The organism is Ramlibacter sp., assembly GCF_028292805.1.
GTDB lineage: Bacteria > Pseudomonadota > Gammaproteobacteria > Burkholderiales > Burkholderiaceae_C > Ramlibacter.
On the sequence record NZ_JAQGLS010000062.1, the window covers coordinates 1 to 11,610 of the forward strand.

The following is an 11,610-nucleotide window of genomic DNA, read 5'->3' on the forward strand; positions in this document are numbered from 1 at the left end:
CGCCAGCGCGGTGGCCGGAGTGGTCGCCGAGTTGACGTGAATTCTGCCGGTGGCCCGCCCGCCGGCCATGCCCATCTCCAGCGGGTCGAGCTTCATTGCACCTGACGACAATTGCACGTGCACCTTCAGCTGCGTGATCGGAAGCGCCTTCATGTTGCGCACGCTCGCCGCGGTGTACCAGACGTCGGCGTTCATCTCCTTGAACTTGCTGAAGTCGAGCTTCTTCCCGGGAAGAAGCTTCTCGCTGGCTGCGCGCTTCATCTTGCGGTTGGCGGCAAGCACCTCCGGCGGCGTCGCATCGACGCCGGCCTTCTGCTTTTCGGTCTGCAGTCCGATGAGCGGACCGAGGTCATCGAAGTCGAGCCGCTTCGATTCCAGCTTGCCGGACAGGCGCGGCACCCGCTCACCGCTGTGGTAGACCAGCTCGCCGCTCAGGTCGGACTCGCCCAGCTCGCCGTGCATCTGTTTGACGCTCCACACCTGGCCCTGCTTGAGCAACTGCGCCTTGAGCGCATAGGGCGGCGTGCCTGGCAAGACAACGCCGATCAACGTGTGCAGCTCGCTCAGCGTGTTGCCCCGCAGATCCACCCGCACGTCGATGCCGTCGAGCTGCGCGAGGTTACCGACCGTGCCAGCCGCATCCAGCCGCGTGCGGCCTGCGGCGGCGCGGATCTCCAGCGGGAAGGGGTGCTGCTGCGCCTCGGTCTTGCTGCCGATCTGCAGCACGCTCCCGGTCCGGCCAACGGCCGTGAACGGCTGCTTCTTCCAGCTGCCCTTGGCCTGGTAGGCAAGGGGCATCGCCTCGCCCGAGCCTTCCTTGAGCGAAAACTCCGCGCGGATGTCCGCCTGCTGCGGCGTCGAGATGAAGTGCAGGCTGCCGCTGTCGACCTGGATGCGGCCGATCGAAGGCACCGAGCCTTCGTCCGAAGACGTCTTGTCCAGGGCCCAGGTGCGCCGGCCGTCGGCTTCCATCTGCAGGCCGAGCTGCGGCCCGCGCAAGCCGATGAAGGGCAGTTCCACCTGCTTTTTCAGCAGGGGCCACAGGCGGATATGCAGTTCAGCCGAATCGGCCTTCACCAGGTACGGGTCGGCCGCCCAGGAGGGATTGGCGAACTCGATGCCGTCGGCGAACACGCGGGTGGTACGCCCCAGCTTCACGTCGAGGCGCCGGGTGATCTCGAACTTGCGACCGGTCTGCTCCGACACGTAGCGGTTGACAGGGCCGCGCAGCAGGTCCCACGGGAAGAACACCAGCAGCAGGGCAAGCAGCACCAGCACGGCCCCGATGACGATCAGGACTTTGGTGCTGCGGCCAGCGCCGCGGAATGTCTGGAGGGCTTTGTTCATGCGGTCGCAGAAAGCCGGTGGTTGGCGCATGGCTGTGTCGCCGTACCGCTTCAGCCGACGCGACAAGCCGATACCGGTGCAGTATGCACCGCGGCAGGCCCGCCCCGGTCGGTGCACCGCACCTCAACGGGTGGGAGCCCGCCTACACCGCCATGCACGAGCCATGTGCGGGACCGCAGGAACACACCGACACTGCGCTCGCCATGCCAGTGGCACAAGGGCCATGGCAGCCAGCTACGGTTGAACCGCCAGCACCTTGCCGCAATGACCGATGTCTTCCGTGATGGGCGCCTTGAATGCCTGCTGATTGGCGGCGGCGAACGCGAGCAAGGCAAGAAGCCGATCTGGTCCAAGGCGGTCGCGACTTCATGAGGCAGTCGGCAGCGCCGCTTGCTTCTTGGCGAAGGAGTCGGAAATCAGCGGCCCGGCCATCCTTTGGTTCGCTCTTGTGCACGTCGACGACCCTGTTTTGCCGTCAAGGGCCACTTTTTCCGGTTCGGGCCTGCGAGGGCCGACCCGAGTAGCTCGATCTTCCCGGAGATCCACATCGAAGACGATCCGTGGAGGTCGACTACAAAGATCTGGTCGCCTCGAACCTCGATGTTCTCTGGCAGGTGATGTGAGGACGTGAGGACGTGGCAGTGCGCAGTGGCGCGTGAAGGGCGAGCGCGACCCGAAGATGCACCACACGAGAGGAACAGCCTTTCAAATCTGGAAGTCGTAATCCACCGTGATGGGTGAGTGGTCGCTGAACCTCACGGTTTTGTAGATCGACTCGTGCCGTGCAAGCGCCGCCAGGCCAGGCGTCGCCAAGTGGTAGTCCAGCCGCCAGCCCACGTTGTTCAGCCAGGCCTGCCCCCGGTTGCTCCACCAGGTGTAGGCCGCGTCGGTGGCGTCCGGCTGCAGCTGGCGGTAGACGTCGACCACGCCGTGGTGGTCGATCAGCTTGGTCATCCAGTCGCGCTCCTCGGGCAGGAAGCCGCTGTTCTTCTGGTTGCTGCGCCAGTTCTTCAGGTCTTCCTTCTTGTGGGCGATGTTGACGTCGCCGCACAGGATGAAGTCGCGCTCCTGCCGCAGCCGCGCCAGGTGCGGCTCGAACTCGGCCAGGAAGCGGAACTTGGCCAGCTGGCGCTCTTCGCCCGAGGAGCCACTGGGGAAGTAGGCGCTGATGATCGACAGCCGGCGCTGCGGCGTGTCAAAGCGTGCCTCGAGATAGCGTCCTTCGGCATCGAACTCCGTCGAACCGAAGCCCACGACGACGTCGCTGGGCTCGCGCTTGCTGTAGACGCCGACGCCCGAGTAGCCCTTCTTCTGGGCGTAATGGAAGTGGCCCTTGAGGCCGGCCAGCTGGTCGAACTTGCCGGCCACGTCGGCGTGCTGGGCCTTGACTTCCTGCACGCAAATACAATCCGGGTTGTTCGCGGCGATCCACGCTTCCACGCCCTTGCTGGCGGCGGAGCGGATTCCGTTGAGGTTGAGGCTGGTCAGTTTGAACAAGGGATTTCCAATGGTGGCGGATGCGGGCCAGGACCGGCTGGCGCAGGATTTCGTGGAGTTTGCCGTGCAGTCCGGCGTCCTGCGCTTTGGCGAGTTCAAGACCAAGGCGGGACGGCTGTCGCCCTACTTCTTCAATGCGGGCTTGTTCGACGACGGCGCCAAGCTCGGCCGGCTGGCGCAATTCTATGCACAGAGGATCGCGGCCTCCGGCATGGCCTTCGACATGATCTTCGGCCCGGCCTACAAAGGCATTCCGCTGGCTGCCGCCGTGGCCATCGAGCTGGCGCGGCTGGGGCGCAACGTGCCCTACGCCTACAACCGCAAGGAAGCCAAGGACCACGGCGAAGGCGGCTCGCTGGTCGGCGCGCCGGTGCGCGGCAAGGTGCTGGTGATCGACGACGTGATGTCGGCCGGCACGGCGGCCCGCGAATCCATCGCCTTGATCGAGGCCGTGGGCGCCACACCGCACGCCGTGGCCATCGCGCTGGACCGCCAGGAGAAGGCGACCGAGAACGGGCAGGACGTGGACTGGAGCGCCGTGCAGTACGTGCGCGAGCGGCTGGGCCTGCAGGTGTGCGCGATCGCCACCCTGGACGATCTGCTGCGGTACCTGGAGCTGCACGCCGGGGATGAACTCGGCGCGCACCATGCGAAGGTGCTGGCGTACCGGGAGCGGTACGGCGCCGGAACCGCCTAGACCCCCAGCTTCCTGCGCAGCAGATCCCCCACCTGCTGCGGATTCGCCTTGCCTTTGCTCGCCTTCATCGCCTGCCCGACCAGGGCATTGAAGGCCTTGTCCTTGCCGGCGCGAATCTGTTCCACGTTGGCGGCATTGCCAGCGATGACTTCGTCGACGATCGCTTCCAGCGCGCCGCTGTCGTTCATCTGCTTCAAGCCCTTGGCCTCGATCACCGCGTCCACGTCGGCGCCCTCGCCGCTCCACAGCGCCTCGAACACCTGGCGCGCCGCGCTGTTCGACACGGTGCCGTCGGCGATGCGCTTGATCAGCGCGGCCAGCGTGGCCGCCGGCACCGGGGCCTGCTCGAGGCCGATTTCCTGCGCGTTCAGCCGGCGCGACAGCTCGCCCATGATCCAGTTGCTGGCCAGCTTGGCCTGGCCGCTGGCCTTGGCCGCTTCCTCGAAGTAGCTGGCCATCGCCTTGCTCTGCGTCATCGTGGTGGCGTCGTACTCGGGCAGCCCGTAGTCGGTGACGAAGCGCGCGGCCATCACGCGCGGCAACTCGGGCATGCCGGCGCGCACCTGCTCCACCCATTCCGGCGCGATCACCAGCGGCGGCAGGTCGGGATCGGGGAAGTAGCGGTAGTCGGCCGCGTCTTCCTTGGTCCGCATCGCGCGGGTCTCGCCGGCGTCGGGATCGAACAGCACGGTGGCTTGCTGGATCGCCAGGCCGTCCTCGATCTGCTCGATCTGCCAGCGGATCTCGAACTCGATCGCTTCCTTCATGAACTTGAAGCTGTTCAGGTTCTTGATCTCGCGCCGCGTGCCCAGCGGCGCGCCCGGCTTGCGCACCGAGACGTTGGCGTCGCAGCGGAAGCTGCCTTCCTGCATGTTGCCGTCGCAGATCGCGATCCAGGTGACGATCTTGTGCAGCTCCCTGGCATAGGCCACCGCCTCGTCGGACGAGCGCATGTCGGGCTCGGTCACGATCTCCAGCAGCGGCGTGCCGGCGCGGTTCAGGTCGATGCCGGACTGGCCGATGAAGTCTTCATGCAGCGACTTGCCGGCGTCTTCTTCCAGGTGGGCGCGCACCAGCCGCACCGACATCTTCTGCTCGCCCAGGAAGAACTCGACGTTGCCGCCCTGCACCACCGGGATCTCGAACTGCGAGATCTGGTAGCCCTTGGGCAGGTCGGGGTAGAAGTAGTTCTTGCGCGCGAACACGCTGCGCGGCGCCACGTGCGCGCCGATCGCCAGGCCGAAGCGGATCGCGCGCTCGACCGCGCCCTTGTTCATCACCGGCAAGGTGCCGGGCAGCGCCAGGTCCACCGGCGAAGCCTGGGTGTTCGGCTCGGCGCCGAACTTCGTGGGCGAGCGGCTGAAGATCTTGCTGTCGGTGGACAGCTGGGCGTGGGTCTCGAAGCCGATGACGACTTCGTAACCGTGGATCAATTTGCTGGTGGACATCAAAAGCCCTCCGGCTTGCGGAGGTGGAAATCGGTGGCCTGCTGGAAGCGGTGGGCCGCGTTCAGCAGCTGGCCTTCCTTGAAGTAGTTGCCGATCAACTGCAGCCCCACCGGCATGCCGGCGGCGCCAAAGCCCACCGGAATGCTCATGCCGGGCAGCCCCGCCAGCGAGCCGGGCAGCGTGAAGATGTCGGCCAGGTAGTCGGCCACCGGGTCGCTGGCGTGCTCGCCCAGCTTCCACGCCACCGTCGGCGCCACCGGGCCGGCGATCACGTCGCAGTCCTTGAACGCATTCTGGAAGTCGTCGGCGATCATGCGGCGGATCTTCTGCGCCTGCAGGTAGTAGGCGTCGTAGTAGCCGTGCGACAGCACGTAGGTGCCGATCATGATGCGGGCCTTGACCTCGTCGCCGAAGCCTTCGGCCCGCGTCTTCCTGTACATGTCCAGCAGGTCGCCGTGCTGTTTGGCCCGATGGCCGAACTTCACGCCATCAAAGCGCGACAGGTTCGAGCTGGCTTCGGCCGGCGCGATGATGTAGTACACCGGGATCGCCAGCTCGGTGCGCGGCAGCGAGATCTCGACCAGCCTGGCGCCCAGCTGCTGGTACTGCTTGAGCGCCGCGTCGATCGCGGCGCGCACGTCGTCGGCCAGGCCCGCGCCGAAGAACTCCTTGGGCACCCCGATGCGCAGTCCTGCGATCGGACCGTCCAGCTCACGCGTGAAATCTTCCGCCGGCAGGTCGAGCGAGGTGGAGTCGCGGTCCGGGTCGGGCCCGCACAGCGCCGATAGCAGCAGCGCGCAATCTTGTGCGCTGCGCGCCATCGGCCCGGCCTGGTCCAGGCTGGACGCGTAGGCAATCATTCCGTAGCGCGAGGCCCGGCCGTAGGTCGGCTTGATGCCGGTGATGCCGCAAAACGAGGCCGGCTGGCGGATCGAGCCGCCGGTGTCGGTGCCGGTGGCCGCCGGCACCAGCCGCGCCGCCACCGCCACCGCGCTGCCGCCGGACGAGCCGCCCGGGATGCGGCTGGTGTCCCAGGGATTCTTCACCGGAGCGTAGGCGGAGTTTTCGTTGGACGAGCCCATGGCGAACTCGTCGCAATTGAGCTTGCCCAGCGTGACGGCGCCGGCTTCGGCCAGCTTGCGCACCACGGTGGCGTCGAACGGCGAGCGGTAGCCCTCCAGCATCTTGGAGCCGGCGGTGCTGGGAAAGTCCTTGGTGACGAAGACGTCCTTGTGGGCGATCGGCACACCCAGCAGGGGAGCCGTGTCGCCGCCGGCGATGCGGGCGTCGGCGGCGCGGGCTTGCGCCAGCGTCACCGCTTCGTCGGTCGCCAGGTACGCGCCCAGGCTGGCGTGGGCCTGGCCGCGGGCCAGGAAGTGTTTCGCGGTTTCCTCGGCGGACACCTCCTTCGTCTTCAGCCGGCGCGCCAGTTCGGCCACGCCCAGGTCGTGCAGCGGCGCGCTCATTCGATCACCCTGGGCACCAGGAACAGGCCGCGTTCCACCGCCGGCGCGCTGCGCTGGTTGTTGGCGCGGTCGTTCGGCTCGCTGGCGACATCGTCGCGCAGCCGCAGCGCCACCGACTGGATGGCGGCCACCGGGTGCGGCATCGGCTCCACGCCGGTGGTGTCCACCGCGCGCATCTTCTCCACGATGGCGAACAAGCCGTTGATCTGTGTCAGCATGCGCTCGCTCTCCTGGGGGCGCAGTTCCAGCCGGGCCAGGTCGGCGATGCGGCTGATGTCTTGGGGGGTGAGGGACATGATGGGAGGGGAAGGAACGGATAACGGATGTAACCAGCGCGGGGCTTGCCGCGGGGTCGTCCGGCACAGGGGATGCGGTATTATCCCGCCTTCGGCGCGCGCTGCCTCGCCCGCCCGTGCAACGGCCGCTCCCCGCGGCCGCTTTCACAGAAGAAACAAGGATTCCCCCCATGTTCGGAGCTTTCCGACGCTATTTTTCCACCGACCTGGCCATCGACCTGGGCACGGCCAACACCCTCATCTTCGTTCGCGACAAAGGCATCGTTCTCGACGAGCCTTCCGTGGTTGCGATCCGCCACGAAGGCGGGCCGCAGGGCAAGAAGTCGATCCAGGCCGTCGGCCGCGAAGCCAAGGCCATGCTGGGCAAGGTGCCCGGCAACATCGAGGCCATCCGCCCGATGAAGGACGGCGTGATCGCCGACTTCACCGTCACCGAGCAGATGCTCAAGCAGTTCATCAAGATGGTGCACCCGCGCGGGATTCTCAAGCCGAGCCCGCGCATCATCATCTGCGTGCCGTGCGGCTCGACCCAGGTCGAGCGCCGCGCCATCCGCGAGTCGGCCCTGGGCGCCGGTGCCAGCGAGGTCTACCTGATCGAGGAGCCGATGGCCGCGGCGATCGGCGCCGGCCTGCCGGTGAGCGAAGCCTCCGGCTCGATGGTCGTCGACATCGGCGGCGGCACCACCGAAGTGGGCGTCATCTCGCTGGGCGGCATGGTCTACAAGGGCAGCGTGCGCGTGGGCGGGGACAAGTTCGACGAAGCCATCATCAGCTACATCCGCCGCAACTACGGCATGCTGATCGGAGAGCCCACCGCCGAAGCCATCAAGAAGAACATCGGCAGCGCCTTCCCCGGCTCCGAGGTCAAGGAGATGGAAGTCAAGGGCCGAAACCTGTCGGAAGGCGTGCCGCGCAGCTTCACCATCTCGTCCAACGAGATCCTGGAAGCCCTGACCGACCCGCTCAACAACATCGTGTCGGCCGTCAAGACGGCGCTGGAACACACCCCGCCGGAACTGGGCGCCGACATCGCCGAGCGCGGCATGATGCTGACCGGCGGCGGCGCCCTGCTGCGCGACCTCGATCGCCTGCTGGCCGAGGAAACCGGGCTGCCGGTGCTGGTGGCGGAAGAACCACTGACTTGCGTGGTGCGCGGCTGCGGCATCGCGCTGGAACGGATGGAACGGCTGGGCTCGATCTTCACGAGTGAATGACAAATGACGCCTGCTGCGCAGGCATGACACGCCGGCTGCGCCTGGCATGACAATGCAGGGTCCCGACGTCATTCGTCATTTGTCATTCGCCATCGAGCGACAGCGTCGTCATTTGCCATGCCATTAGGCACCCTCGACCGCACCCCCCCGCCGTTCTTCAAGCAGGGGCACTCGGCCATCTCCAAGCTGATGGTGTTCAGCGCGCTGGCGCTGTTCCTGATGGTGGCGGACACGCGCTTCAAGATCACGCAACCGGTCCGCACCGCGGTGGCCGCCGTGCTGTTCCCGCTGCAGTGGGTCGCGATGCGCCCGGTGCTGGCGGCGCGCTACGCCGGCGACTACTTTGGCGGCCTGCACAACGCGCGCACCACCGAGGAAGAGTCGCGCCGCAAGCTCATCCTGCAGGCCCTGCGCGCCAACCAGGTGGACCAGCTGGCGCTGGAGAACAGCCAGCTGCGCAAGCTGCTGGCGTTGCGCCAGCGCCTGACCACACCGTCCACGGCCGCCGAGGTGCTTTACGACGCGGCCGACCCGTACACCCGCAAGGTGATCATCGACAAGGGCATGGTGCATTCCATCCAGGCCGGCTCGCCGGTGATCGACGAGTCCGGCGTGCTTGGCCAGGTGACGCGGGTGCACCCGCTGATCAGCGAAGTGACGCTGGTGACCGACCGCGAACAGGTGATCCCGATCCTGAACACCCGCACCGGCGCCCGCGGCATCGCCTACGGCGACGCCGGCACCCACGGCTCCGGCGGGCTGGAGCTGCGCTACATGGCCGCCAACGCGGACGTGCAGGCCGGCGACCTGCTCACCACCAGCGGCGTCGACGGCGTCTACCCACCCGGCATCCCGGTGGCCAAGGTCGAAAAGGTCGAGCGCCGTCCCGACTCGGCCTTCGCCCGCATTTCCTGCGCGCCCCAGGCCCTGGTGGGCGGCGCCCGCCACGTGATGGTGCTCCAGCCGCTGCTGGCGCAGATCCCGCCGCGGCCGGCGCCCGAGGACGCGGGTCCGGCCCCCAAACGCCAGCTCAAGGGGAGCCTGCGGCCATGATCATGCGTCCCGGCCAGCAGCTGCTGCTGCCCGCCAATCCCCTGTTCATCTGGTTTTCTCTGCTGGTCGCCATGATGGCGACCATGTTGCCGCTGGGCCGCATTGCCTGGATGCCGGACTTCCTGGCGCTGGTGCTCGTGTTCTGGAGCGTGCACCAGCCGCTGCGGGTGGGCGTCACCACGGCCTTCCTGTTCGGGCTGGCGGTGGACGTGCACCAGGCCTCGCTGCTGGGCCAGCACGCGCTGGCCTACACCACGCTGAGCTACTTCGCGATCACCATCCACCGCCGCCTGCTGTGGTTTTCGGTGCCTTCGCAGGCGGTCCAGGTGCTGCCTTTGTTCGCAGCCGCCCACGGCATCGAGCTGGCCATCCGCATGCTGGCCGGTGGCGCCTATCCAGGGCCGACGGTGCTGCTGGCGCCCGTGATCGAAGCCGCACTCTGGCCGGTCATCAGCATCTTGCTGTTGCTGCCGCAGCGCCGGCCGCCGGATCCGGACGAGAATCGACCTCTCTAGGGCTTGGCGCTTAGGACCTGGGGCTTGGCCGCTGGGGTCTAGGGAAAACAGCCACAGCCCTTCCCAAGCCTAGCCCTTAGCCTCTCGTCCTCGCCCCTTCTGCCAATGACCGAACTCAGAAACGTCGAAGCCGAGCTCTCGCGATTTCGCGGGCGGATCCTGGCGGCCACGGCGATCGTGCTGCTGTGCTTCATTCTGCTGGCCAGCCGGCTGGTGTACCTGCAGGTGTTCAAGCACGAGCAGTTCGACGAGCAGGCCGAAGCCAACCGCACGGCCATCGTCCCCATCGTGCCGAACCGCGGCCTGATCCTCGACCGCAACGGCATCGTGCTGGCCAGCAACTACTCGGCCTACACACTGGAGATCCAGCCGTCGCGGCTGGCGCGCCCGCTGGACAACGTGGTCGACGAGCTGTCCCAGATCGTCGAGATCTCGCACCGCGACAAGCGGCGCTTTCGCAAGCTGCTGGACGAGTCGCGCAGCATCGAGTCGGTGCCGCTGCGCACCAAGCTGACCGACGAGGAGGTGGCGCGCTTCGCCGCGCAGCGCTTCCGCTTTCCCGGTGTCGAGATCAAGGCCAGATTGTTTCGCAGTTACCCCTGGGGGGAACTGGCCAGCCACGTGATCGGCTACATCGGCCGCATCAACCAGTCCGAAAAGAAGGTGATCGAGGAGTGGCCGGAAGAAGAGCAGGCCAACTACCGCGGCACCGAATACATCGGCAAGCTGGGCGTGGAGCAAAGCTTCGAGAAGGAACTGCACGGCATCACCGGCGTCGAGCAGGTGGAGACCTCGGCCGGGGGCCACGCGGTGCGCAAGCTGGCCAGCAGCCCGGCCACCCCGGGCGACACTGTGGTGCTGTCGATCGACATCAAGCTGCAGCGGCTGGTGGAGGACATGTACGGCGACCGCCGCGGCGCGCTGGTGGCGCTGGATCCGAAGACCGGCCAGGTGCTGTCCTTCGTCAGCAAGCCGACCTTCGACCCGAACCTGTTCGTCGACGGCATCGACCAGGAAAACTGGGCGATGCTCAACGAGTCGATCGACAAGCCGCTGCTGAACCGCGCCCTGCGCGGCACCTACCCGCCGGGGTCGACCTACAAGCCGTTCATGGGGCTGGCGGCGCTGCAGACCGGCAAGCGCACGCCGACCCAGATCACGCAGGACAATGGCTCCTGGTCGTTCGGCGGCCACGTCTTCCGCAGCCACGGCGACCACGGTCTGGGGCCGGTCGACATGCACACCAGCATCGTCAAGTCCAGCAACGTCTACTACTACCAGCTGGCCAGCGAAATGGGCGTGGACCTGATGCACGACTTCATGAAGCCGCTGGGTTTCGGGCAGCACACCGGCATCGACATCCAGGGCGAGGTGCGCGGCGTGCTGCCCAGCCAGGAGTGGAAGCGCAACTACTACAAGAAGCCCGAGCACAAGAAGTGGTACGCCGGCGAAACCATCTCGCTGGGCATCGGCCAGGGCTACAACAGTTTCACCATGCTGCAGCTGGCGCAGGCCACGGCGATCCTCGCCAACAACGGCGTCAAGAACAAGCCGCACCTGGTGATCGCCACCCAGGACGCGATGACCAAGGCGCGCGAGCCGATCACCCCGGCGCCGCCGGAAAACCTCGGCTTCAACCCGGACCACGTGGCCGTGATCCGCAAGGCGATGGTGGGCGTGACCCAGCAAGGCACCGGCACGCGCGTGTTCCAGGGCGCGGGCTACCTGTCGGGCGGCAAGACCGGCACCGCGCAGGCCGTCGGCGTGGCCCAGGGCGCCAAGTACAACGCCTCCAAGCTGGAGGAACACCAGCGCGACCACGCGCTGTACATCGCCTTCGCCCCGGCCGACGACCCGAAGATCGCGGTGGCCGTGATCGTGGAGAACGCCGGCTTCGGCGCCGCTTCCGCCGCCCCGATCGCGCGCCGCGTGTTCGACTACTGGCTGATGAACCAGTACCCGAGCGAGGAAGACATGGCCGCCGTGCGCCAGGGCAAGGCCGCCAACCCGATCGGCACGCCGCGGGTGGCGAGCGAGGTGGCCTGGCCGCCGCCGGGCGAAAGCGGCGTGCCCGGCC

10 protein-coding genes are annotated in these 11,610 nt (G+C 67.2%); 5 read left to right on the forward strand and 5 right to left on the reverse strand.

The window, feature by feature from the left end; translation table 11 throughout:
* Together JWP65_RS03295 and JWP65_RS03300 are read right to left on the reverse strand one after the other, a co-directional pair.
* Nucleotides 1-1,347, reverse strand: a 1,347-nt coding sequence (locus JWP65_RS03295; protein WP_299760321.1) for an AsmA family protein, incomplete at its 3' end; no start/stop codon positions are given.
* Between the two features lie 705 nt (nucleotides 1,348-2,052).
* On the reverse strand, nucleotides 2,053-2,844 hold the full coding sequence (locus tag JWP65_RS03300; RefSeq protein ID WP_299760323.1) for an exodeoxyribonuclease III: 792 nt from the start codon (nucleotides 2,842-2,844) through the stop codon (nucleotides 2,053-2,055).
* 10 nt (nucleotides 2,845-2,854) lie between these two features.
* On the opposite strand from JWP65_RS03300, the gene pyrE reads away from it, so the two are divergent.
* The gene (pyrE, locus tag JWP65_RS03305; RefSeq protein WP_299760325.1) at nucleotides 2,855-3,541 is read left to right on the forward strand and encodes an orotate phosphoribosyltransferase; all 687 of its coding nucleotides are present in this window, start codon (nucleotides 2,855-2,857) and stop codon (nucleotides 3,539-3,541) included.
* Here pyrE and gatB read toward each other — a convergent pair.
* The 3 genes from gatB to gatC are packed head-to-tail and all read right to left on the reverse strand — an operon-like array spanning nucleotide 3,538 to nucleotide 6,751.
* Nucleotides 3,538-4,989 (reverse strand): Asp-tRNA(Asn)/Glu-tRNA(Gln) amidotransferase subunit GatB, encoded by a 1,452-nt coding sequence (gene gatB / locus JWP65_RS03310; protein WP_299760327.1) that lies wholly within the window; start codon nucleotides 4,987-4,989, stop codon nucleotides 3,538-3,540. The genes pyrE and gatB overlap by 4 nt on opposite strands.
* Nucleotides 4,989-6,455, reverse strand: a complete 1,467-nt coding sequence (gene gatA / locus JWP65_RS03315; RefSeq protein WP_299760329.1) for an Asp-tRNA(Asn)/Glu-tRNA(Gln) amidotransferase subunit GatA — start codon at nucleotides 6,453-6,455, stop codon at nucleotides 4,989-4,991. Before gatA ends, gatB begins: the two co-directional genes overlap by 1 nt.
* A complete protein-coding gene (gene gatC, locus JWP65_RS03320) occupies nucleotides 6,452-6,751 on the reverse strand; it encodes an Asp-tRNA(Asn)/Glu-tRNA(Gln) amidotransferase subunit GatC (protein ID WP_299760331.1) in 300 nt (99 codons plus the stop codon). The genes gatA and gatC overlap by 4 nt, the downstream gene beginning before the upstream one ends.
* Nucleotides 6,752-6,921: 170 nt before the next feature.
* Between gatC and JWP65_RS03325 the strand changes: the two genes are divergently transcribed.
* The 4 genes from JWP65_RS03325 to mrdA form a co-directional block, all read left to right on the forward strand.
* Nucleotides 6,922-7,965: a rod shape-determining protein gene (locus JWP65_RS03325; protein WP_299760332.1), complete on the forward strand. Its 1,044-nt coding sequence runs from the start codon at nucleotides 6,922-6,924 to the stop codon at nucleotides 7,963-7,965.
* 117 nt (nucleotides 7,966-8,082) lie between these two features.
* Entirely contained in the window at nucleotides 8,083-9,018 is a 936-nt protein-coding gene (gene mreC / locus JWP65_RS03330) for a rod shape-determining protein MreC (RefSeq protein WP_299760333.1), read from the forward strand.
* Nucleotides 9,015-9,533 carry a rod shape-determining protein MreD gene (gene mreD, locus JWP65_RS03335; RefSeq protein WP_299760335.1) on the forward strand — a complete coding sequence of 173 codons (519 nt, stop codon included), beginning with the start codon at nucleotides 9,015-9,017 and terminating at the stop codon, nucleotides 9,531-9,533. Before mreC ends, mreD begins: the two co-directional genes overlap by 4 nt.
* Nucleotides 9,534-9,638: 105 nt before the next feature.
* A partial coding sequence (gene mrdA / locus JWP65_RS03340; protein WP_299760336.1) for a penicillin-binding protein 2 occupies nucleotides 9,639-11,610 on the forward strand: 1,972 nt, incomplete at its 3' end.

Coding starts and splice junctions, on each gene's coding strand:
- gatB (WP_299760327.1), bottom strand. CDS start 4,989: ATGTCCACCAGCAAATTGATCCACGGTTACGAAGTCGTCATCGGCTTC.
- JWP65_RS03325 (WP_299760332.1), top strand. CDS start 6,922: ATGTTCGGAGCTTTCCGACGCTATTTTTCCACCGACCTGGCCATCGAC.
- mreD (WP_299760335.1), top strand. CDS start 9,015: ATGATCATGCGTCCCGGCCAGCAGCTGCTGCTGCCCGCCAATCCCCTG.
- mreC (WP_299760333.1), top strand. CDS start 8,083: ATGCCATTAGGCACCCTCGACCGCACCCCCCCGCCGTTCTTCAAGCAG.
- gatC (WP_299760331.1), bottom strand. CDS start 6,751: ATGTCCCTCACCCCCCAAGACATCAGCCGCATCGCCGACCTGGCCCGG.
- gatA (WP_299760329.1), bottom strand. CDS start 6,455: ATGAGCGCGCCGCTGCACGACCTGGGCGTGGCCGAACTGGCGCGCCGG.
- pyrE (WP_299760325.1), top strand. CDS start 2,855: ATGGTGGCGGATGCGGGCCAGGACCGGCTGGCGCAGGATTTCGTGGAG.